Raw genomic sequence first — 20,645 nt, 5'->3', positions numbered from 1 at the left:
TTGGCATTGGGCCCTCGGCGCTGACGGAGGCCATGGGCATGCTCAACCACCATTTCGCAGCAGCCGCCTGATCGGCGCAGAGCGACAGCCTACCTCTGACTGCCGCCAATCTTTGCAACAGAGCCCCCTGCCGGGATGCCGACAGCGGCATGGACCAGTTCATGCGCGAGGATGGCCGCGATCTGTGCCGGCATGGCGTCGGGCGCATGGGCAAGGTCCGGACGGATGAAGATTTCAAAATGGCCGTCCGCGCTCAGCCGGTTATCCCAGCACTCGCCGATCGCCTTGCCCTTGGCTCCCGCGCTGGTGAAGCCGATCGCCACGCGCACCCGGTCGGGCAGGGGAGCTTCCAGCGCCTCAAAGAGCGGGGCCATGCCCGCCGCCACCCGATTGAGCCAGCTTTCCCGGTTGTCGTGGGTCATCGTCTCTATTCCCTTCAGATCGCCTGTCCGGCGATGGCCATGCCATCGGCCGGAACACGGACGCCCAAGAACGCCGGCGAGAGAGGGGGGCAGCGGGAATCGACGGGGTGGAGCGGGCGCAGCGAGGCCCAGCCGAGCGAGCCACGGCCCGTCTATTCCCGTTGCTGGGGAGAGGGGGGGCGGAACGTCCTCTCCCCACTGAACAAACGACATGCCGGCCAGCGCCGGCACCTTGTCCCCGAGATCCGCGCACGCGATCTCGCCCGCCATGTGGATCGTCACCGAATGGCCAAGACCGCGTGCGGGCTTGGGGAGCGCAGCGACTAGAGCCACGGTGCCGCGCAAGCGGCAGGCGCACAATGGTTGTAATTGTAGCTCAGTTGAGCTACATCGAACACGGATCACAGGAGGTTCTTATGGCCGCTACCGCTTTCGTGCGTGCGCGCATCGACGAAACATTGAAGGATGAAGCCGCCGCCGTCCTGGCCGAACTGGGGCTGACCGTATCCGATGTGGTCCGCATGACGCTCACCCGGGTCGCGAAGGATCATGCCTTGCCGTTCGAGCTGAAAGTGCCGAACGCCGAAACACGGGCAGCCATCGAAGCCTCTCGCGCCACGATGAAGGCCCGCCGCGCCCGTTTCACCGATCCTCAGGAAGTCTTTGATGCCCTCGACCAAGAAGCCCGCCAGCAGTAAGCGCGCCTCGCTCCCCCGAGAGGCGTCTTATGAAAAGCGGTTCGCGAAGGATTGGGAGCGGTTGTCGCGCAGCGGGCGCTACAACATGAAGCAGCTCAAGGAAGCGATGATGCTCCTCATCGCCAACGACGCGCCGCTTGGCCCGGAATGGCTGGACCACGCCCTCAAAGGCGATTGGAGCGATCATCGCGAGTGCCATATCGGCGGCGACTTCCTGCTCATCTACACGATCGAGGGAAATCTGGTGAACTTCGTGCGCGCCGGCACGCATTCGGAACTGTTCGAATAGCCTGCCGCTTCCTGGCGAACACAAGAAAAGCAAGCGAAGCGCTACTGTTTGGCTATCTTTTGTATATCGCTTGGATAGCGCTCGCCAGCAATGAAGGGGAAGCCATGAAGGCCATATTCATCCGCCACGGCGAAAGCACCGGCAATGCCGGCATGCCCTGTCACGATCTGGCGACGATCGAGGCCACGAACAGACGCGCCAGGTTACCGCGAGCTTGCCCGAAGCCGACCCCGCAGTATCACGTCACCTATACCCGCACCCGGCAGAGCGCCGCGCTGCTGATCGCGTTTCCCCGCCGTGCGGGTCGAGACGTGGCCCATAGGAGAGAGCTTTAAAACAATCCTGCGATGCAGCGATGGACGCCTCAGTTCACCTGACGCCGGTGCTTGCCACCATACTTCTTGCCGCAATAGTCATCCAGTTCCCGCATCTCGTTCACGGCGGCGGCGACCAGCGCGGTGGCGCAGGACAGACCGCTGTCCGGTGTAGCCATCCGGGCCTCCACGCGATTTCGCAGTTCCTCGATGTCGGCGCGCGACAGGACGTTCTTTTCTCGCAAATAGCAGATCAGGCTTTGCAACAGGATCATTGCCTTGTCGCCGGGGGCCACATTATCGTTGTTCATCATCTTTCCGGTATCCTCTGGAGCGACCGTATTCCTCGGCCTGTAATGAGAAGATGATATGATGCTGAACAATTGTCCAGTGCCCGGGGACCTTCAGCTCACCAAAATGCCAATCGAGCTGCGCCAGCCTTGGTCCGCGCGCACTGAGCAGGTCCTCAATTGCACATTGCGGCGAGTTCCCGGCGGAACAGCGACGCCATGTAGTGGCGCAAGATTTTGTGGTCTCGGTAAGGAAACAGCTCGGCCCCCGCTACCATTCCCCAGGACATGGTGATGATGAAGTCCACCACCGTTGATCTGTCCTGTGGAGATGCGCCCGGCGCCAAAGAGGCCAGCGCCGCTCCCAGGCTGGTGCGCAGCCGGACATCCGCCTTGCGATTGATCTCGGCGATGATCGGGTTACACCCCACTGTGGCCACGAATTCGCACATCATGCGGCGATTTTCATGCGATGGCTCATCGATGGCGATTCGCTCGATCCAGGCGAGGATACCTTCGCGATCCCCCACCGCGACCGCCGTCTCCAGCGTCTCTTCCTCGAGCCATTCAGCAAGGTCGGCTTCGCAGATGGCGGCAATGATCGCCTCCTTGTTGGCAAAGTCCCGATAGATCTGCCCCACCGCGATGCCGGATGAACTGGCGATTTGGGCCATCCCGGTCTGATGGAATCCGCGTTTGACGAAGAGATCGCGGGTCGTGGCCAATATATGCTGCCGCCGCGCCGCAGAGCGGGGTCCCCGCACTCTTGCGACCGAATTGTTTTTTGCCACCATACCTCCCTAGTGGATTGATCGGAACGAATGGGTAGTGTGCGTGAAGTTCTGCAAAATCGCTTGAGGAGCGAGGCGGTCATGGCAGGCTGGTGATGTTCAACGTCACCGAGGAGACCCGCCATGACCAGGACCGAGATTAAGCCTGCTGTATCCGCTGTCAAAGAGTTGCTGGCGCAGGAGCCGGATGCGCTTCGCGAGATTGTGCGCAGCGTGATGCAGGCGATGCTGGAAGCCGAGATGGACGAGGCGCTGGGCGCGGGCAAGAGCGAGCGCAGCGATGCGCGGCTCGGCTACCGTTCGGGGCATTACCCGCGCACGCTGGTGACGCGGGTCGGCAAGCTGGAGCTGCGGGTGCCGCAGGACCGTGCCGGGCGCTTCTCGACCGAGCTGTTCGAGCGCTACCAGCGGTCGGAGCAGGCGCTGGTGGCGACGCTGGCCGAGATGTATGTCCAGGGCGTTTCGACGCGCAAGGTCAAGGCGATCACCGAAGAGCTGTGCGGCCATGCCTTCTCGGCCTCGACGATCTCGGCGATCAACAAGAAGCTCGATGGCAGCCTGGCGGCCTTTGCCCAGCGCCGCCTCGACGAGCCGTTCCCTTATCTGATCCTTGATGCCCGCTACGAGAAAGTGCGCGAAGGCGGCGTGGTTGGAAGCCAGGCGGTGCTGATCGCGATCGGCATCGACTGGGACGGCAGGCGGCAGATACTGGCCGTGGAGATGGCCAATCGCGAGAGCGCCACGTCATGGAAGGACTTCCTGCTGCGCCTGCGTGACCGGGGCCTGCATGGCACCGAGTTCGTCGTCGCCGACGATCATGCCGGCCTGCGCGCGGCGATCCGCGAGGTGCTGACCGGCGCCGCATACCAGCGCTGCTACGTGCACTTCCTGAGGAACGCGCTCGATCACTTGCCAAGGAAGGCCGACGACGACTGCCTGCAGGAACTGCGCTGGCTCTACGACCGGCGCAACCTCGCCGAGGCCCGCGCCGATCTCGCCCAGTGGCTCGCCCGATGGAGCGCCAAATATCCCAGGCTCACCGACTGGGCCGAGGAGACGATCGAGGAGACCTTCTCCTTCTACCGGCTGCCACGCAGGCATCACAAGCACATGAAAAGCACCAACATGCTCGAACGCTTCAATGAGGAAATCCGGCGGCGAACCTATGTCGTGCGGATATTCCCCAACGCCCCCAGCTGCCTGCGCCTGGTCCGCGCACTCGCCGTCGAAACCCACGAAAACTGGCTCGAAGCCAACCGCTACCTCAATATGGACGAACTGCGCGAGCAGAAGAAAACCGAACTACGCAAAGCCGCATGACCAGCACCATGACCGCCAATTTGCAGAACTTGACGCACACAACCAACGAAGGTGCCGTCACGGTTGATCGGGCATCGACTGCGTGTGCGCCTCTACGATGATCGGCTCGATCTGTTCCTGGGCGGCAGTTATCTCATGACCCGGCCACGCGGTCGCCCGAAAAGCGCTACCGAACATGGCTATGTGGTGGATTACCGTCACGTGATCCATAGCCTCAGGCGTAAGCCGATGGCCCTGCTGCAGCTGACCTATCGCGACCAGTTGTTCCCGCGCGAGGCGTACAGGCTCATGTTCGAACGGCTGCTCGAAGCCATGTCCGAGCGTGACGCTTGCCGCAAGATGGTCGAGTTGCTGTCCATGGCCCATGAACGGGCCTGCGAGGCCGAGCTTGCCGATCTTCTCGCCCAGGACCTTGACGAAGGCCGGCTGCCTGACATCGCCGCGTTGCGAACGCGCTTCTCGCCCGATCCGGCCGCGCTGCCCGAGGTGGTGGTCGAGCTTGGCCCCCTGACCGACTACGATGCCCTGCTGCTGGGAGAGGCCGCATGACCAAGGCCCATAACGTCGATGCCCAGCGCCTGAGCTTCATCCTCAACGAGTTGAGGCTTCCTGCCATCAAGGTGATCTGGCCCGAGTTTACCGAACGTGCCGACAAGGAGGGCTGGCCCGCCACCCGACTGCTCGCTGCACTTACCGAGCATGAAATGGCCGAACGTGACCGGCGTAGGATCGAACGTCATCTGAGCGACGCACGATTACCACCGGGCAAAACGCTCGACAGCTTCGCCTTCGACGCCGTGCCGATGGTCTCGCGGGCGCAGGTCACGGCCATGACCTCGGGCGACGGATGGCTGGAAAAGGGCGCCAATCTCATCCTGTTCGGCCCGCCGGGCGGAGGAAAGAGCCACTTGGCGGCAGCCATCGGCCTGCAACTTGTCCAGAATGGTTGGCGCGTGCTGTTCACCCGCACGTCCGAGCTGGTCCAGAAGCTTCAGCTCGCGCGCCGCGAACTGGCGCTCGAATCCGCCATCGCCAAGCTCGACAAATACCACCTGCTCATCCTGGACGACCTCGCCTATGTCGCCAAGGATCAGGCTGAAACCTCCGTGCTCTTCGAGTTGATCAGCGCACGCTATGAGCGCCGATCCATGCTCATCACGGCCAACCAGCCCTTCGGCGAATGGAACCGGGTCTTCCCGGATCCCGCCATGACGCTCGCGGCCGTCGACCGTCTCGTTCATCACGCCACCATCTTCGAGATGAATGTCGAGAGCTATCGTCGCAGGGCCGCCCTCCAGCGACAGACAGGGGCTGGAAGGACCCCAAAATACGCGACAATCAAATCCATCGAGAAAATGTCGATCAGCGACAATCAGAGCGAAGAATCGCCCTTGCCAGCGACAATCTAACCCGGCACCATGAACCCGCCGCGACAATCTGTTCTCATCCTGATAGTCGCTGACCTCTCACCCAGATCGTCGCGCTATAACTACGTCTCAAATTTACCTGCCGACGCCACCCTCAAAATGCTCGCCGCGACGATCAAGGCGAGATGGATCTGCGAGCAAGCACATCAGCAGCTCAAGGAAGAACTGGGCCTCGATCATTTCGAAGGCCGCTCCTGGGTTGGATTACATCGACATGCATTGATGACAATGATCGCATACGCTTTCCTTCAAGCCCGCCGTCTCAAAGCAGCGGGGCGGAAAAAAAAGAGTCGGGGGGCCGCCGCCACAACCGAGCATGCCAGCTATCCGACAGGCGATCTTGAACATCTTCATAAGGCCTCCGCCACTTCGGTGCCCCCATTGTGAAAAGCTCCTCGTAGACAGGCCTGAACAAAAACTGCCAAAGTAGTGCTAGTCACCTGAATCTGAAGTTCGGCTCATTGTTTTTTGGCAGAATCGTTTGACGGCGGCGAGGATTTCGTCGGCGGATTTGACCCATTTGTAGGGCTTGGGGTTTTCGTTGTGCGCCGCGATGAATGCGGTGATGTCGGTCTCAAGTTCAGCGGTTGATCGGTGGACACCGCGCTGCAACTGCTTGCGGGTCAGTTCTGCAAACCATCGTTCGACCTGATTGATCCAGGACGCCGAAGTCGGTGTGAAGTGAGCATGCCAATGCGGGCGGCGTGCGAGCCAGGCCTTGATCTTTGGCGTCTTGTGGGTCGCATAGTTGTCCATCACGAGGTGGACGTCTGGCCCCTTGGGGATCGCGGCGTCGATCCGCTTGAGGAAGTCGAGGAACTCGGTTGCCCGATGGCGCTTGTAGCATTTCCCGATCACGGCGCCGGTGGCAATGTCGAGCGCGGCGAACAGGGATGTCGTGCCATTGCGGACGTAGGTATGGGTGCGCCGCTCAGGAACCCCCGGCGCCATGGGCAAGACCGGCTGCTCGCGATCCAGCGCCTGGATTTGCGATTTTTCATCCACGCACAGCACGATCGCCCGGTTCGGCGGCGACATGTAGAGCCCGACTATGTCCTGCACCTTGTCGACAAATAGCGGATCGGTGGACAGCTTGAATGTCTCGGACCGGTGCGGCTGCAGGCCGAACGCGCCCCAGATCCGGCGGATGGTGGTGTGTGACAGCCCGGACTTGGCGGCCATGGAACGGATCGACCAATGCGTGGCGTCCTTGGGGGTCGTGTTCAGCGTACGCTCGATCACCTGAGCTACTTGCGTGTCAGATACTGTTCGTGGCCGACCCGCACGATATTCGTCAGTCAGTCCTTCAATGCCAGCCTGCACGAACCGGCGGCGCCATTTGCCAACCGTGTGCTCGTGAACGCCCAGGCGTTCGGCGACTTCCTTGCTCTGCAGCCCTTCTGCACAAAGCAGGACCATCCGGCATCGATCAGAGAGTGAACGCGGCGCTTTGTGGCGGCGGACCTGAGCTTCGAGAAAACGCCGGTCATCTCCGCTCAAGACAACCAAATCCGCCCGTCTGCCCGCCATCACATTAACCTCCGTCTGATCTACAAGGGCTTATACAATGAAGCTTACTTCAGTTCCAGGTGACTAGATCAACACCCGTTCCACCTCATCGAGCGTCACGTCATCGGGCCTCCGATCGTAGAGCTGGGTCGTGCGCGTGGAGCTATGGTTCGCCATCGTCGCGGCCGTCTCCAGCGTGCCGCCGTTCTTCAGGTAAGTGGTAATCCCGGTCGCGCGGAACGAATGGTTGCCGATCGCCGTGCCGATCTCGGCCGCCACCGCGCGTCGGCGCACCATCGCGAACGCATTGGCCTGGGGCAGGGGAGTGTCGCTTAGCCGCTTGGTCCCGCGCGCGATCGTGCGGAACAACGGCCCCTTGGCTTGCGCGCGCAGCTCACACCCGTCGATATAGGCGGTCAGATAGTCCTCAAGATTATGGTGGCAGGGCATTTCGTGCTGCTTGCCGCCCTTTTCGTGCAGCCGCACCCAGAGACGGCGGTTCTGCATGAAAACGTCCTCGACACGCATGGAGAGCGCCGCGCCGATCCGCGCGAACGAATAGACCATCAGCCCGATTAGCGCGCGGTCGCGCAGACCCGCCGGCCCACCCACGTCGATCGTATCAAGCAGCCGCCGCGCCTCGTCGGGGGCCAGCACCGGCGTCTTGCCGCGCCGCTGACTATGCGCCGGCCCGCGCACCGATGCGGCGGGGTTCACCGGCATGACCTGGCCTATCACCAGCCAGTCGAACAGCCGACGCACGCCGGCGAGCTGCTGCTTGACGCTGGGCGCGCTCATCTCGCCTCCCAGCGCCTCGATCCACGCGCCGACGTGGAGCGGCTGCACGGCCCCAAGGGACGTGACCCCGCGCGCCGCTACCCAGGTCAGGAAGTCGCCAGCCGCGCGCGCATAGGCGCGGCGCGTATGCGCGTTGCGGATGGTGACGGCGAAAAACTCCAGGAACCGCAACCGCGCGCGGTCGTCGGCCGACGCGATCAGCGCCGGCAAGGCCAGCGTGGGCGAGGGAAGGGGGGCGAGCTGAGCCATTACCCCTCTCTCCGCCAGCGTGCGGGCGCGGCGCGCGGTTCGACGCGACGGCGCGCCATCTCCGCTTGCACCTGTTCATGGGGAGTGCCCGGCCTCGGATCATCGACCGCCGCCTGCAACAACCGGCGCAGCAACGCGTCGCGCAGATCACGATGCGGCTCCAGATCGCGGAAGTTGCCGACGATCGCGAACACCGCCTCCGAAGGATCGGCGAACATGCCGCGCTCGATCGGTTCCAACAGCCAGTCGGCCAGCGCCGGGGGCAGATAGGCCTCAAACCGCAACCCGCCCGCGCGGGCCTGCTCCCGCAAGCTCTCGGCCTGGGCGCGGGACACGGGATTGTCATACGGGTAATCATCCTCGTCGTGCATGTCGGGGACACCGCCGATCTGGGTCATGGCCGGCCCCGGACATGGGCGGCGGGATCGATGATCGTGATGGCGTCGCGCGAGCCGTTGGCGACGGCATCGGCGATCCCGAAGATCTCGACGCGACCGCCTTCGTTGTAGATGCGTCCCGCCACCGTGCCATGGATGATTGCGCGCGCGCCGGTCTCGATCGTCAGGTTGCCCGTAATTGTGCCGTGGAGGATGAAACGGATGCCCCGATGCAGCGTCGCATCGCCAGCGACCATGCCATAGAGGGCGATATTCTCCTCGATGGCGAAGGGGCCTTCGATCTTGTCGTGCACCGCGCGCATTATGCCGCCGCCTCTATGTCCGTCAGGGCAAAATCATTGCCCTTGAACAACAGCGGCTCGTCGGTCGCCTTGGCCAGCGCATAGGAAAAGCAGTCGCCAAAGTTCAGGCCCGCTTTGTGGCGGCCCTTGCCGAAATCGAGAAACGCCTGTCGCGCCAGTTCGCCATGATCGAGCGTCACCGGTTCGATCGTGATGCCGGCGCGGCGAAAGAAGGCTTCGGTCTGGCGCATCCCTTCGGGACCGAGCTGGCGTTCGATGACCATCGACAGCTCGACATAGCTGGCGACGCTGATGCGGCAGGCATCGGCATCATGGATGGCTTGTGCGAAGGTCGCCGCTTCGGGTTCGCGATAGAGGATCGCGACCAGGGCCGAGGTGTCGAGGATCATTTCGGCAGGCCATTATCGTCATAAAACAGTTCGGCATGATCGACATAGGGGCGCTTCACATGCGTGGCGGCGCGATCGGCGATCGTTAGCAGTTCCGCGACGCTCGCCTTGCTTTTCTGACGCTCGATCCTGGCGAAGCGCTCGCGCAGCGCCTCCGTCACCACGCGGGTCATGCTCTGGCCGGTCGCTTGGGCGATGGCCTGCGCAAGCCGATGGGCTTCAGGGTCTTTAACATTGAGGCTCATGGTCCGCCTTTCTAGAAAATTAGCCACCTTTCTACCATGCAGCGCGCCTAAGGGGAAGAGTGTATGATAAAGGACATTATCATATATAGGTCAGGGAATTTATCGGCGGACCGATCTGTAGGTTGTCATGATCAATAGCCAAGGCCCGTCGGTGGAACATTACCACCATTACCCTTGCTGGCCGCCGCCCAGAGCGACATACAGAGAGACGAGAGCATCCAGCTCGGCGCGACGCAGCTGTATCAGTGTCTGTTCCGCGATGAACAGATTCCGTTCGGCATCGAGCACTTCAAGGTAATTTGCGACGCCCTCGCGGTAGCGAGTGCGGGCAAGATCGGCGATCGCTCGCTGTGCCGCAGTGGCACGAACCTGCGCGGCGACCTGTTCAGCAAGCCAGCGGCGCCCGGCAAGGGCGTCCGCAACTTCGCGGAAAGCTCCCTGAATGGTGCGTTCGTATTCGGCGATGGCAATATCCTCACGTGCCTCAGCCACGCTCAGATTGCCCTTCCTCGCACCCCAATCGAAGATGGGTAGGCTGATCGAAGGTCCAAAGCTCCAGCTCAGTCCTTCGTTTCCGATCAAATTCCCAAGATCAGTTGAAGCGAAACCGATACTACCGGTTAGTGAGATGGATGGAAAGAAGGCTGCCCGAGCAGCACCGATATTGGCACGCGCTGCCCGCAGTTTCTCTTCTGCCGCCAATATGTCCGGTCGAGTCACCATCAGCTCGGAGGGTAATCCGGCGGCAATCACCGTTCCGTTTTTCTGGTCAGCCAGCGTCAGCGGCACCGTGAGCCCGACAGGAACGGGTCCGCCCAAGAGTACGGCCAGGAAGTTCTCACTCTGCGCCTCGGCCAAGCGCAGGCTGGCCAACTCCGTTTCGGCTTGAGTCAGTAGCGACTCCGCCTGTCGAAAATCAAGAGCTGAAGTCACCCCGGCTTCAAGGCGACGCTCGGCTATGCGGAGGCCTTCCTGCCGGCTGCGTACCGTAGCTTCGGCAAGGGCGATCCGCTCGTCGGCTTCCCGGGAAGCAAAATAGGTCGAGGCCACATCCCGGATCAACGCGAGGCGGAACGCCCGTTCAGCCTGCACGGTTGCTAGATATTGCGAGCGCGCTGCGTCAGAAAGGTTGCGCACCCGGCCCCAGAAATCGAGCTCGAATCCTGTGACGCCAACGCCGATCGAGTAGCGGGTATCGGTGATCGCACCCACTTCGGGAATGCCAATCGCCGAACCTGGCGTGCGGCTGCGAGTCACATCGCCGTTGGCGCCGAGCGCAGGCAGCCGTTCGGCACCCTGGATTCGATAAAGACCACGCGCCTCCTGTATCTGCGCTACGGCAACGGCGAGATCGCGGTTCCGCTCGAGAGCGGTGGCAATGAGGGTCTCCAGTTGAGGATCAGCGAAGAACTCCCGCCAGCTGATTTCCACCGCCCGCCGACCGAGCACCCCGTCGCCCGCGTAGGAGGTGGGGTAATCCCGAGTGGTCGGCAGCGCTGGCCGCGCGTGAGGCGGGGCTAACTGGCACGCGCCCAGAAACGATGTCAGAGTGAGCACAAAGACTCTACGCATGATTGGGCTCCGGTTGCGCCTGACCGGGAGCAGCAGGCCGCTTCTTACTGAGCCAGCGGCGTATCGACAGATAGAAGAGCGGAATGAAGAAAATTCCGAGCACAGTGGCAGCCAGCATTCCGCCGACAACACCGGTCCCAACCGCGATTCGGCTCGCCGCACCGGCACCGGAAGCAATGAAGAGCGGTATCATGCCACCGATGAAGGCGAGCGACGTCATGATAATGGGGCGCAGGCGCAGTTTCACAGCTTCGAGTGTCGCCTCAAGCGGGGTCTTGCCCTCCGCTTCTTGCTCGATCGCAAACTCGACGATCAGGATCGCGTTCTTGGCGGCCAAGCCGATGATCGTGATGATGCCAACGTTGAAATAGACGTCGGCGGACAGTCCCCTCATCACCGTAAAGAGGACGGAGCCAAGTACGCCGAGCGGTACAACCAAAAGCACGGAAACAGGGATGGACCAGCTCTCGTAGAGAGCGGCCAGCAGCAAGAATACAACAAGTATAGACAAGCCTAGCAGCATACCGACCTGTCCGCCGGCCTGCTGCTCCTCATAGGACATTCCCGTCCATTCATATGCGAAGCCCTCCGGCAGTGCATTGGCGAGCCGTTCCATCTCCGCCATGGCCTCGCCAGTCGACTGGCCCGGGGCAGCGTTCCCGGAAATGGTCATCGAAGGATAGCCGTTATAGCGCTGGAGCTGCTGCGCGCCCGATGTCCATTCAACCTGTGTAAACGAGCCGAAGGGCACCATTTCGCCGGCTGCATTTCGAACCTTGAGGTCGAGCACGTCCTGTGGCGTCATTCGGTGAGATGCTTCGGCTTGCAGGAGCACCCGCAGGATCCGCCCTTCACGGTTGAAGTCATTGGCATATGCGCTGCCGAAAGCGATCGCGAGCGTTCCGTTAACGTCGCCAATCGAGAGGCCGAGGGCGCGAGCCTGTATCCTGTCGATCATGACCCGCAGCTGAGGTGCATCTTCCTGGCCCTCCGGTCGAACACCGGCAAGGATCGGGCTCTGGCTCGCGGCGGCAAGCAGCTGATTGCGCGCGTTGAAGAGCGCTTCAGCACCGTTGCCGCCGACATCCTCCAATTTGAAGGTAAAGCCGCCGGCGATGCCAAGTTCGGCGATCGCGGGGGGATTGAGGGCAAAGACCATGGCTTCCTTGATCGATGTGAAGAAGCCCATCGCCTTTCCGACCAAGGCTAGCGAGCTATTCTCCTCGCCGGAGCGCTCCTCCCACGGCTTGAGCATCGTGAACATCATTCCATTCGCTTGGCCTTGGCCGAAGAAGCTAAAGCCTCGCACCACAAACACGCTCGTCACAATGTCTTGCTGATTGTAAAATTCCTTCACCTGACGCACCGCTTCTTCAGTCCGCTCACGGGTCGCGCCGGGGGGAGCTTGTACAACAGTGATGACAGTCCCCTGGTCCTCCTGCGGGAGGAATCCACCGGGAAGGCGCGAGAACAAGATAACCGTCAGGCCGACCAACGCGATGAATATGGCGAGCCAGCGCAGAGGCCGCGACAATATCCGAGCGACGCCGCCTTGATAACGATCAGTCGTACGTCCAAACCAGTTGTTGAATCCAGTAAAAAAGCGACCGGTTCGCCGCGTGAGCCAATTCTCCTTGCGATGGTTTTCGGGTACGTGCGGCTTGAGAAAAGTCGCACACAGCGCGGGAGTGAGCGTCAGCGCCAATAGCGCCGAGAACCCGATCGAGACGATCAGCGTGACGGAAAACTGTCGGTAGATACCGCCCGTCGACCCGGGGAAGAAGGCCATCGGCACGAAGGCTCTGTTGCAAAAATCGTGAAGCTTGAGCATGCTTGGCGGAGATTGGACGGACGGAACGATGACGGATTTCAAGTGGCGCCATTTCCAGGGTGATGTGATCCTGTGGGCGGTGCGCTGGTATTGTCGCTATCCGATCAGCTATCGCGACCTTGAGGAAATGCTGGCGGAACGCGGCATTTCGGTCGACCATACGACGATCTATCGCTGGGTCCAGTGCTACGCCCCGGAGATGGAGAAGCGGCTGCGCTGGTTCTGGCGGCGTGGCTTTGATCCGAGCTGGCGCCTGGATGAAACCTACGTCAAGGTGCGGGGCAAGTGGACCTACCTGTACCGGGCAGTCGACAAGCGGGGCGACACGATCGATTTCTACCTGTCGCCGACCCGCAGCGCCAAGGCAGCGAAGCGGTTCCTGGGCAAGGCCCTGCGAGGCCTGAAGCACTGGGAAAAGCCTGCCACGCTCAATACCGACAAAGCGCCGAGCTATGGTGCAGCGATCACCGAATTGAAGCGCGAAGGAAAGCTGGACCGGGAGACGGCCCACCGGCAGGTGAAGTATCTCAATAACGTGATCGAGGCCGATCACGGAAAGCTCAAGATACTGATCAAGCCGGTGCGCGGTTTCAAATCGATCCCCACGGCCTATGCCACGATCAAGGGATTCGAAGTCATGCGAGCCCTGCGCAAAGGACAGGCTCGCCCCTGGTGCCTGCAGCCCGGCATCAGGGGCGAGGTGCGCCTTGTGGAGAGAGCTTTTGGCATTGGGCCCTCGGCGCTGACGGAGGCCATGGGCATGCTCAACCACCATTTCGCAGCAGCCGCCTGATCGGCGCAGAGCGACAGCCTACCTCTGACTGCCGCCAATCTTTGCAACAGAGCCGTTGGGATCATAATGTTGATGTACGCGCGCACGGTCATGGTAATTGCGCTTCTCGTTGAAGACACGATTCCCATAGCGATTGACAATGAACATGCTGTCGCCCGGCGGAATCCATACGTCGCTTGGCACGCTTACATATTCCAGCGCCTCTTCCAGCACGATCTCGGCGCGCCAGGCGCTTCCCATATTGCCAAGCTTCGCTCCAACAGCCCCGGCAATCGATACAAAGTCGCCAGTATTGGTCGGCACCCCGCAACCGCCATAGACCGGCCCTGTCTGATGGAGATTGAGCATTTCGCGATTATAGGTGAACCCGCCCGTTGCGAAGATCACGCCTTTGCGCGCGCCAAAGGAAACCTCCTTCCCGTCGTTCAGCGCCTCGACGCCGAGCACCGCGCCATCCCCGTCGGTAACCAGGCGGACAACCTGGTGGCTGGTGAGCAGGGGAATGCCATAAGCGTCGATGCGCGCCTTGATCTGGCGCATCAACTCCGCGCCGAATCCTGGCGACCCATCAGGCTTGATGGGTCCGAGGCACCGTCCGCGAGGCACCTTATTGTTGCCGTCGAGCACGCCATAGTCAGGCAGATCGGTTCCCTGGCCGTCGGGAAGGACATGAAAGCGGCCTATCTCGGCTGCCTTGATTTCCCGCAACATGTCCGTCATCGGCGACGCGTTGTCGTAAAACGCCTCAAGCAGTTTGTAGACATCCTCACCCAGGCCGAGCGTCGGTGAATTGCTGTCGAAAAGATGCGGATATGAATAGGCAGCGCAATAAGCCAGGAGCGAAGCCTTTGGATCCTCGATCCCCCGCTCCTTCAGCCTGAAATTATTGGGCACCCAGAAAGCCCCACCGGATTTCGCGGACGTACCGCCATATACCGGCGCTTTTTCCAGCATGAGGACCTTCGCGCCGTCCTTGGCAGCCGCAAGTGCGGCAACCGAGGCGGCCGCGCCGCTGCCGACCACGACTATATCCGCGATTTGGGTCCACTGCCGGCCCACCGCGGCAACAGCCGGAGCAGATGCCGCAGCACCCAGGGTGGAAACCGCCAGCCCCGCGCCGCCGGCCTGGATGAAAGCGCGGCGAGATAACCGCGATCGCTCTGCCGATTGCTTCAAGAATGCCCTCCACCGGTCGAACGACCCAAAGCCGCCGACCGTCTCTCCTGCGTCGAAGTCAATGCTCCGCCCTTCTTTTACCGAAGCGAGATCACGTCGCACCTCGATACAAGGAAAGGATAGATTACCAAATGGTCACATGTCAACCGCGCCTGATCTCCGCATCGGCAAGCACGAGAAGGCAAATGGGGCCATCCCGAAACATCTTTCGATGGGCGGCGCTCATGCTTCTAACGGACCAGGCGGGCGAAATTGCAAGCCCGATCGGCAATGCTGAATGGGGGGCCACCATTCGGCGCCAGGTGCCCCGGCGTGACTCATCTCCAATCGCGAGTCGCGTTGTGTTTGAGTTCTCCATCCATATAAAATTGGGCATCCACACGACAAGCGTCATGTGAATGCCCAACTAATCACTTGTATATATAAGATTATGCGCCGGACGGTGCGAAATGAATGCCGGGCGGTGCGAAATGAATGCCGGCCAGCGGGGTGAAATAGTTCGTGCATGCGTTGCGCTTAGAGAACTTCCACACCCCGTCACGGCGCTCATACTCATCCGTGAAGACCGCAGCGATAAGAATCGACTGATTACCTTCGACGAGATTTCCAAGGAGAAGGACGTCGCCAATACCATTTACCTTGTCCGCGCTCACAAATTCCAAGCGCAGATTGGTTCCATAATGAATACATTCGTGAAACATTGGCCAGAGTACGTTATTGGCCAAATCGAGGGCGCCTTCCGGGCCCTTGTAGGTGCCGATTCCCTCAATGGTCCACTCTGCATCATCCCACCAAACAGAAGCGAGACGGCCCTCTTGGCGCTTGTCTACGCCAATGAGCTTGTCAGAGTAGAGGTCCTGAATCGCGGCCCGGCTTGCAAGTCTGTCTAGATCACTCATTTTGTATCTCCTAGTTGAATATAATCCCGTAATCTTAGCAGGATCGAGGGCATCAAGGATTTAGGCCGCAGAAGACCAGCCGCCATCGATGAACAGTTCCGTTCCAGTAACATATTTAGCTTCGTCTGACAGAAGATATAGCGCCCCATAAGCGATATCGTTCGGCTCGCCAAGATCGCCCATCGGGATCTGCGCTTTGTACCATTCAACCTGCTCGGGCGTGACGTTCGCCTGCATCGGCGTCTTCATGCCACCAGGAACGATGGTGTTCACCCGCACCCCTTGCCCGACATATTCCAGCGCAGCCACCTTGGTCATCGCGCGTACCGCAGACTTGGTCGCCGCATAGCTGATCAAGCCAGGCTCACAGATGACGCTGACGAGCGAACTGATGTTTAGGATCGCACCATTTCCCGACTTCGCAATTTCCGGCGCAACCATCTTCAGGCCCAGGAAAAGCGCAGTCTGGTTGACCGCGATCATCTTGCTCCAGCCTTCGAGCGTCTCGTCCTGGATCATCGCGCCGTGGATGATGCCCGCGGTGTTGTAAAGCGTCGTGAGCTTCCCAAAGGCCCCAACCGCCGCCTCGACAGCCCCCGCCCAGCTCGCAGCATCGGTGATATCCAGCCGCACGATAGGGCCTCGCCCCCGCTTTCCTGAATCTCGGCCACGACCTTGTTGCCCATTTCGACATTCAGATCGGCGACGACGACCTTGGCGCCCTCCTTGGCAAAAAGCCGAGCCTGCGCTGCACCCAGGCCGCTCGCCGCGCCCGTTACGAGCGCGACTTTTCCTGCCATTCTGTTGCTCATCCTGTGCCTCCTAAATAGCTTGAGCGCGCAATTCAGACCCGCGTCGCTGAGGGTTCTTTTTTCCGATGCACAACAACTGGGCCGATCACCGGACCTTGATCCAAGCACAATTACCAGTTGGTAGTCAAGCTGGATTCTGAGGAACCGGACCGAAAAGTGAGACTAAATGTCCAAGTCCCCTGGCCCGCTAATGCTGCCCCTTTGCGCGCGGCACGCAGCCGCGCGCTTTCACTTTCTAATGCTGTGTTTTCACAAATAATATCAATGAGTTCAAACACCCACGGACCAGCCTCCGTCAATCGGCAGATCCACGCCAGTAATATATTTCGCCTCGTCAGAGGCCAGAAAAAGCGCGCCGTTGGCAATGTCGATCGGGTCACCGAGCTTTCCCATGGGGATCTGGCTTGTCTGCTGCTTCAGCACGTCAGGGGGGACATTCGCCGTGATCGGCGTGTTCATTCCGCCGGGCACGATCGTATTCACCCGAACGCCGCGGTCCACAAACTCCAGCGCCGCCGCCTTGCTCATGATGCGCACGGCCGCTTTGGTGGCACAGTAGCTGGCATTGCCGGCGGTGGGAAACATGCCGATCAACGAACTGATGTTGATGATCGAGCCATTGCCCGACTTCACCAGCTCGGGGATTGCCGCCTTGATTCCGAGGAAGATAGCAGTCTGATTGACCGCCACCATCTTGTTCCAGCCTTCAATGCTCTCCTCCTCGAAGCCGCCAGGATGAATGATACCGGCAGTGTTGGATAGAGTCGTAAGCCCGCCAAAAGCCTCGACGGCAGCGGCAATCGCATTATTCCAGCTCGCCGCATCGGTAACATCCAACCGAATGAAGAGCGCATCGCCACCAGCAGCCCTGATTTCGGCTACGACGCCCTTGGCCATCTCTTCATTGAGGTCGCCGATTACGACCTTGGCGCCTTCTTCCGCGAAACGCTTCGCCTGAGCGGCGCCGAGCCCGCTCGCTCCACCCGTGATGAGCGCAACCTTGCCTGCGAGTCTGTTAGCCATTCTTCATCCTCCGAAAATGCTCAACTGCGCGAATTGACTTCGCTTCAGCCTTGACCACATCGCCAGTGGCCCCATGTGCCTGGCACCAGCCTGAAAGATCAGAGCATACTTACCACATGGTTACAAGCCTGCTTTGCGAGAGGACGAAATGCCCTCTTGTCCAGCCGGGGCGAAAGGCGCTGGTTCATACTCTATGTTCTACAATGGCTTCCTTTACAGCGTTCGCGGCCTGCAATCTCCGACTCGAAGTGAAAAAGCCTACGCAGATGGCGCATGCCCTCCTTTTATCGAATCGCTTGGATCATGCAGGGGTTAATGATAATTACCATGTGGTCATCATGCCCATGGGCCAGATAAGGACTGCAATATGAATTTCACGATGTCGCCCGCGGAAACCATGTGGCGTGATCGGGTCCGTAATTTCATGAACGATGTGGTTCGGCCCCATGATGAGACCTATGCCGCGCAGCAGGCTAGTGGAGAGCGGTGGAAGACTCTGCCGATAATCGAGGAATTGAAGGAGCGCGCGAAAGCGGACGGCATATGGAATCTTTTCATGCCGCCGCTGGCCGGCCACAATCCCGTCGACAGCAGCTTCGAGTTCGTCGCTCCGGGCCTTACCAATCTGGAATATGCCTCCTGCGCGGAAGAGATGGGCCGCATCGAATGGGCGTCCGAGGTGTTCAACTGCTCCGCGCCCGATACCGGCAACATGGAGGTCCTGCACCGCTATGGAACTCGCGAGCATAAGGAGCGCTGGCTCCGGCCGCTGATGGAGGGGAAGATTCGCTCGGTCTTTCTGATGACCGAGCCGCGAGTCGCATCCTCTGACGCCACCAATATCGAAACCTCCATCGTTTGTGACGGCGACCATTATGTGATCAACGGCCGCAAATGGTGGTCTTCGGGCATAGGCGATCCTCGATGCTCGGTCGGCATTCTCATGGGAAAGACCGATCCTGATGCCCCGCGCCATGCTCAGCAGAGCATGATCCTCCTGCCGCTCGACACGCCGGGGGTTAAGGTTCTGCGAATGCTTCCTGTGTTTGGCTATGACGATGCGCCTCATGGTCATGGCGAAGTCGAGCTGAAGGATGTTCGCGTTCCGGTCGAGAATATGCTGCTCGGCGAGGGGCGCGGCTTTGAAATTGCTCAGGGGCGATTGGGGCCAGGCCGAATCCATCACTGTATGCGCACGATTGGCTTGGCCGAGGAAATCTTGAAGAAAATGGTGGAGCGGCTCCTTTCGCGCACTGCCTTTGGGAAACGCCTAGCAGAGCATTCCATCTGGGAGCAGCGGATCGCCGAAGCACGGACGTCACTTGAAATGACCCGCCTCCTATGCCTCAAGGCCGCCGACGTGATGGACAAGCTTGGGGCCAAGGCAGCACAAGCGGAAATCGCGATGATCAAGGTGGCGGGGCCGCATATGGCGTTGAAGATCGCCGACGATGCGATCCAGGCGCATGGCGGCGCGGGCGTCGCCGACGACTTCGGCCTTGCGCGCGCCTATGCACATCTCCGCACAATGCGCCTGGTGGATGGGCCGGATGAGGTTCACAACCGCGCGATCGCTCGCCTCGAAATGCGCCGCTATCGTCAATAGTTGAATTGCCGACCCTGTTATTCGGTCGCAATGACCAGCTAACGGCCTGCCGGTCGCGTTCAGGCGAACGGCAGGCCAAGCGCATGACCGACGCAGCGCCCAGGCGCATACGTCGGTAGCTGGCAACCCAAGCCCTACCGCATCAGCACCAGTTCCTCGGCCATAGAGGGATGCAGTGCTACGGTATCGTCGAACTGGGCCTTGGTGAGCCTCGCCTTCACCGCGATCGCGGCGGCCTGCAGGATTTCAGGCGCGTCGGGGCCGATCATGTGGATGCCGACCACCACGTCGGTCTCAGGATGGACGACCAGCTTGTAGAGCGCGCGCTCGTGGCGGTCGGCGAGCACATTCTTCATCGCCCGGAAGTCGGAGGTGTAGACCTTGACCTCACCGAGCTTGTTGCGCGCCTCGGCCTCGGTCATGCCCACGCCCGCCATCGGCGGATGGCTGAATACGGCGGACGGGATGCAGCCATAATCGACCCGGCGGGGATTATTGCCGAACACAGTGTCGGCAAAGGCCTGGCCCTCGCGGATCGCGACCGGCGTCAGCTGCACCCGGTTGGTGACGTCGCCCACCGCATAGATGCTGGCGCAGCTCGAGCGGTTGTCGTCGTCCACCTTGATCGCGCCCTTGGCGTCGAGTGCGACGTCGGCCGTCTCCAGCCCGAGATTTTCGGTATGCGGGCGTCGGCCGGTGGCGAATAGCAGCATGTCGGCCGGGATCGGCTCATGGCCGGTCATGTGCACCAGCAGCGAGCCGTCCGGTTGCTTGTCGACCTTCTCGAAGGCGACGTGGAATTTGAACTCGATCCCCTTGGTCATCGAGATCTGGAGCAGCCGGTCGCGGATCTGCTCGTCATAGCCGCGCAGGATCACGTCGGTGCGGTTGACCAGCGTCACATGCGCACCAAACTGGTGGAAGATGCCGGCAAATTCATTGGCGATATAGCCCGCCCCTGCGATCACCACGCGCTTGGGGAAGGTATCGAGATGGAACACTTCATTCGAGGTGATGCCATGCTCGGCCCCCGGAAAATGGGGTACGATCGGCCAAGCGCCGGTTGCGATCAGGATTTTGCCGGCGGTGATCGTCTGGCCCGAGCCGAGCAGCACCTCATGCGGCCCGGCGACGGTCGCCCGCTCGCGGATGATCTCGACCTTATTGTTGCCGAGCGTCTCGGTGTAGAGACCTTCGAGCCGCGAGACCTCGGCGAGCACATTGTCGCGCAGCGCCGACCAGTCAAATTCGCAATCGGGCACCTTCCAGCCAAAGCGCCGTGCATCCTGCAGATCCTCGGCGAAATGCGAGCCATAGACGAGCAGCTTCTTGGGCACGCAGCCCCGGATCACGCAGGTGCCGCCCACCCGATGCTCCTCGGCGACCGCCACCCGCGCGCCATAGGCTGCCGAAACCCGCGCCGCGCGCACTCCGCCCGAGCCCGCCCCAATGACGAACAGATCATAGTCGTAGGTCAACATCCAATAATCCC

General features: G+C 60.9%; 20 protein-coding genes and 5 pseudogenes. 9 read left to right on the top strand and 16 right to left on the bottom strand.

Annotated elements, in window-relative coordinates; genetic code table 11:
* Positions 1-125 precede the first annotated feature (125 nt).
* A pseudogene (locus CVO77_RS20650) lies at positions 126-422 on the bottom strand (transcription elongation protein SprT); the annotation flags it as partial.
* A gap of 416 nt (positions 423-838) precedes the next feature.
* Between CVO77_RS20650 and CVO77_RS20645 the strand changes: the two are divergent.
* The 3 genes and pseudogenes from CVO77_RS20645 to CVO77_RS20635 form a co-directional block, all read left to right on the top strand.
* Positions 839-1,120: a type II toxin-antitoxin system RelB/DinJ family antitoxin gene (locus tag CVO77_RS20645; RefSeq protein ID WP_007684554.1), complete on the top strand. Its 282-nt coding sequence runs from the start codon at positions 839-841 to the stop codon at positions 1,118-1,120.
* Positions 1,089-1,409 carry a type II toxin-antitoxin system YafQ family toxin gene (locus tag CVO77_RS20640; RefSeq protein ID WP_021246202.1) on the top strand — a complete coding sequence of 107 codons (321 nt, stop codon included), beginning with the start codon at positions 1,089-1,091 and terminating at the stop codon, positions 1,407-1,409. The genes CVO77_RS20645 and CVO77_RS20640 overlap by 32 nt, the downstream gene beginning before the upstream one ends.
* A 104-nt stretch (positions 1,410-1,513) precedes the next feature.
* A pseudogene (locus tag CVO77_RS20635) lies at positions 1,514-1,736 on the top strand (histidine phosphatase family protein); the annotation flags it as partial.
* A 37-nt stretch (positions 1,737-1,773) separates the two neighbouring features.
* On the opposite strand, the gene CVO77_RS20630 reads toward CVO77_RS20635, so the two are convergent.
* Positions 1,774-2,037: a hypothetical protein gene (locus CVO77_RS20630; protein ID WP_007684562.1), complete on the bottom strand. Its 264-nt coding sequence runs from the start codon at positions 2,035-2,037 to the stop codon at positions 1,774-1,776.
* A gap of 152 nt (positions 2,038-2,189) precedes the next feature.
* A complete protein-coding gene (locus CVO77_RS20625; RefSeq protein WP_007684564.1) occupies positions 2,190-2,738 on the bottom strand; it encodes a TetR/AcrR family transcriptional regulator in 549 nt (182 codons plus the stop codon).
* 189 nt (positions 2,739-2,927) lie between these two features.
* Between CVO77_RS20625 and CVO77_RS20620 the strand changes: the two genes are divergently transcribed.
* The 4 genes and pseudogenes from CVO77_RS20620 to CVO77_RS20605 all read left to right on the top strand — a co-directional run.
* The gene (locus CVO77_RS20620) at positions 2,928-4,124 is read left to right on the top strand and encodes an IS256 family transposase (protein WP_007684572.1); all 1,197 of its coding nucleotides are present in this window, start codon (positions 2,928-2,930) and stop codon (positions 4,122-4,124) included.
* Positions 4,125-4,175: 51 nt separating this feature from the next.
* Positions 4,176-4,673 (top strand): annotated as a pseudogene (locus CVO77_RS20615) (IS21 family transposase); the annotation flags it as partial.
* Positions 4,670-5,533 carry an IS21-like element helper ATPase IstB gene (gene istB / locus CVO77_RS20610; RefSeq protein WP_004211466.1) on the top strand — a complete coding sequence of 288 codons (864 nt, stop codon included), beginning with the start codon at positions 4,670-4,672 and terminating at the stop codon, positions 5,531-5,533. The pseudogene CVO77_RS20615 and the gene istB, both read left to right, overlap by 4 nt.
* 81 nt (positions 5,534-5,614) lie before the next feature.
* A pseudogene (locus CVO77_RS20605) lies at positions 5,615-5,938 on the top strand (transposase); the annotation flags it as partial.
* Positions 5,939-5,983: 45 nt separating this feature from the next.
* Here the strand turns inward: CVO77_RS20605 and CVO77_RS20600 are convergent.
* The 8 genes from CVO77_RS20600 to CVO77_RS20565 form a co-directional block, all read right to left on the bottom strand.
* Complete coding sequence (locus CVO77_RS20600; RefSeq protein WP_007683624.1) at positions 5,984-7,081, bottom strand: IS630 family transposase; 1,098 nt, start codon at positions 7,079-7,081, stop codon at positions 5,984-5,986.
* Between the two features lie 63 nt (positions 7,082-7,144).
* Positions 7,145-8,107: a tyrosine-type recombinase/integrase gene (locus tag CVO77_RS20595; RefSeq protein WP_007682488.1), complete on the bottom strand. Its 963-nt coding sequence runs from the start codon at positions 8,105-8,107 to the stop codon at positions 7,145-7,147.
* Positions 8,107-8,505, bottom strand: coding sequence for a hypothetical protein (locus tag CVO77_RS20590; protein WP_007682491.1), 399 nt, complete (start codon positions 8,503-8,505; stop codon positions 8,107-8,109). Before CVO77_RS20590 ends, CVO77_RS20595 begins: the two co-directional genes overlap by 1 nt.
* On the bottom strand, positions 8,502-8,807 hold the full coding sequence (locus CVO77_RS20585; protein WP_007682492.1) for a hypothetical protein: 306 nt from the start codon (positions 8,805-8,807) through the stop codon (positions 8,502-8,504). Before CVO77_RS20585 ends, CVO77_RS20590 begins: the two co-directional genes overlap by 4 nt.
* A complete protein-coding gene (locus CVO77_RS20580; RefSeq protein ID WP_007682494.1) occupies positions 8,807-9,196 on the bottom strand; it encodes a type II toxin-antitoxin system VapC family toxin in 390 nt (129 codons plus the stop codon). The genes CVO77_RS20585 and CVO77_RS20580 overlap by 1 nt, the downstream gene beginning before the upstream one ends.
* Positions 9,193-9,441, bottom strand: coding sequence for a type II toxin-antitoxin system VapB family antitoxin (locus CVO77_RS20575; RefSeq protein WP_007682496.1), 249 nt, complete (start codon positions 9,439-9,441; stop codon positions 9,193-9,195). The genes CVO77_RS20580 and CVO77_RS20575 overlap by 4 nt, the downstream gene beginning before the upstream one ends.
* 168 nt (positions 9,442-9,609) lie before the next feature.
* Positions 9,610-11,013, bottom strand: a complete 1,404-nt coding sequence (locus tag CVO77_RS20570; protein WP_013038665.1) for an efflux transporter outer membrane subunit — start codon at positions 11,011-11,013, stop codon at positions 9,610-9,612.
* Positions 11,006-12,844, bottom strand: a complete 1,839-nt coding sequence (locus CVO77_RS20565; RefSeq protein WP_021246208.1) for an efflux RND transporter permease subunit — start codon at positions 12,842-12,844, stop codon at positions 11,006-11,008. The genes CVO77_RS20570 and CVO77_RS20565 overlap by 8 nt, the downstream gene beginning before the upstream one ends.
* Before the next feature lie 28 nt (positions 12,845-12,872).
* On the opposite strand from CVO77_RS20565, the gene CVO77_RS20560 reads away from it, so the two are divergent.
* Entirely contained in the window at positions 12,873-13,637 is a 765-nt protein-coding gene (locus CVO77_RS20560; protein ID WP_001389365.1) for an IS6-like element IS6100 family transposase, read from the top strand.
* Between the two features lie 18 nt (positions 13,638-13,655).
* Here CVO77_RS20560 and CVO77_RS20550 read toward each other — a convergent pair whose 3' ends face one another.
* The 4 genes and pseudogenes from CVO77_RS20550 to linX form a co-directional block, all read right to left on the bottom strand.
* Positions 13,656-14,813 carry an FAD-dependent oxidoreductase gene (locus CVO77_RS20550; protein ID WP_021246209.1) on the bottom strand — a complete coding sequence of 386 codons (1,158 nt, stop codon included), beginning with the start codon at positions 14,811-14,813 and terminating at the stop codon, positions 13,656-13,658.
* A gap of 428 nt (positions 14,814-15,241) precedes the next feature.
* Positions 15,242-15,712: a hexachlorocyclohexane dehydrochlorinase gene (gene linA / locus CVO77_RS20540; RefSeq protein ID WP_106000992.1), complete on the bottom strand. Its 471-nt coding sequence runs from the start codon at positions 15,710-15,712 to the stop codon at positions 15,242-15,244.
* A gap of 60 nt (positions 15,713-15,772) precedes the next feature.
* Positions 15,773-16,512, bottom strand: a pseudogene (locus tag CVO77_RS20535) (SDR family NAD(P)-dependent oxidoreductase).
* 282 nt (positions 16,513-16,794) lie between these two features.
* Positions 16,795-17,547 (bottom strand): 2,5-dichloro-2,5-cyclohexadiene-1,4-diol dehydrogenase LinX, encoded by a 753-nt coding sequence (gene linX / locus CVO77_RS20525; RefSeq protein WP_007682029.1) that lies wholly within the window; start codon positions 17,545-17,547, stop codon positions 16,795-16,797.
* Positions 17,548-17,914: 367 nt separating this feature from the next.
* Here linX and CVO77_RS20520 point away from each other — a divergent pair, with 367 nt between their 5' ends.
* Positions 17,915-19,153, top strand: coding sequence for an acyl-CoA dehydrogenase family protein (locus tag CVO77_RS20520; RefSeq protein ID WP_007682027.1), 1,239 nt, complete (start codon positions 17,915-17,917; stop codon positions 19,151-19,153).
* Positions 19,154-19,287: 134 nt separating this feature from the next.
* Here the strand turns inward: CVO77_RS20520 and gorA are convergent, their stop codons facing one another.
* Positions 19,288-20,634: a glutathione-disulfide reductase gene (gene gorA, locus CVO77_RS20515; protein ID WP_007682024.1), complete on the bottom strand. Its 1,347-nt coding sequence runs from the start codon at positions 20,632-20,634 to the stop codon at positions 19,288-19,290.
* Positions 20,635-20,645 lie beyond the last annotated feature (11 nt).

Source organism: Sphingopyxis lindanitolerans (assembly GCF_002993885.1).
GTDB classification, from domain to species: Bacteria; Pseudomonadota; Alphaproteobacteria; order Sphingomonadales; family Sphingomonadaceae; genus Sphingopyxis; species Sphingopyxis lindanitolerans.
Note: the sequence above shows the minus strand (reverse complement) of the source record. Positions and strands in the feature narration are given on the sequence as shown.

Excerpts from the sequence above, each read along its gene's own strand:
- CVO77_RS20630 (WP_007684562.1), bottom strand. The coding sequence starts at position 2,037 with ATGATGAACAACGATAATGTGGCCCCCGGCGACAAGGCAATGATCCTG.
- istB (WP_004211466.1), top strand. The coding sequence starts at position 4,670 with ATGACCAAGGCCCATAACGTCGATGCCCAGCGCCTGAGCTTCATCCTC.
- linA (WP_106000992.1), bottom strand. The coding sequence starts at position 15,712 with ATGAGTGATCTAGACAGACTTGCAAGCCGGGCCGCGATTCAGGACCTC.
- CVO77_RS20575 (WP_007682496.1), bottom strand. The coding sequence starts at position 9,441 with ATGAGCCTCAATGTTAAAGACCCTGAAGCCCATCGGCTTGCGCAGGCC.
- CVO77_RS20645 (WP_007684554.1), top strand. The coding sequence starts at position 839 with ATGGCCGCTACCGCTTTCGTGCGTGCGCGCATCGACGAAACATTGAAG.
- CVO77_RS20580 (WP_007682494.1), bottom strand. The coding sequence starts at position 9,196 with ATGATCCTCGACACCTCGGCCCTGGTCGCGATCCTCTATCGCGAACCC.
- CVO77_RS20570 (WP_013038665.1), bottom strand. The coding sequence starts at position 11,013 with ATGCGTAGAGTCTTTGTGCTCACTCTGACATCGTTTCTGGGCGCGTGC.
- CVO77_RS20595 (WP_007682488.1), bottom strand. The coding sequence starts at position 8,107 with ATGGCTCAGCTCGCCCCCCTTCCCTCGCCCACGCTGGCCTTGCCGGCG.
- gorA (WP_007682024.1), bottom strand. The coding sequence starts at position 20,634 with ATGTTGACCTACGACTATGATCTGTTCGTCATTGGGGCGGGCTCGGGC.
- CVO77_RS20585 (WP_007682492.1), bottom strand. The coding sequence starts at position 8,807 with ATGCGCGCGGTGCACGACAAGATCGAAGGCCCCTTCGCCATCGAGGAG.
- CVO77_RS20640 (WP_021246202.1), top strand. The coding sequence starts at position 1,089 with ATGCCCTCGACCAAGAAGCCCGCCAGCAGTAAGCGCGCCTCGCTCCCC.
- CVO77_RS20620 (WP_007684572.1), top strand. The coding sequence starts at position 2,928 with ATGACCAGGACCGAGATTAAGCCTGCTGTATCCGCTGTCAAAGAGTTG.
- linX (WP_007682029.1), bottom strand. The coding sequence starts at position 17,547 with ATGGCTAACAGACTCGCAGGCAAGGTTGCGCTCATCACGGGTGGAGCG.
- CVO77_RS20520 (WP_007682027.1), top strand. The coding sequence starts at position 17,915 with ATGAATTTCACGATGTCGCCCGCGGAAACCATGTGGCGTGATCGGGTC.
- CVO77_RS20560 (WP_001389365.1), top strand. The coding sequence starts at position 12,873 with ATGACGGATTTCAAGTGGCGCCATTTCCAGGGTGATGTGATCCTGTGG.
- CVO77_RS20600 (WP_007683624.1), bottom strand. The coding sequence starts at position 7,081 with ATGGCGGGCAGACGGGCGGATTTGGTTGTCTTGAGCGGAGATGACCGG.
- CVO77_RS20590 (WP_007682491.1), bottom strand. The coding sequence starts at position 8,505 with ATGACCCAGATCGGCGGTGTCCCCGACATGCACGACGAGGATGATTAC.
- CVO77_RS20565 (WP_021246208.1), bottom strand. The coding sequence starts at position 12,844 with ATGCTCAAGCTTCACGATTTTTGCAACAGAGCCTTCGTGCCGATGGCC.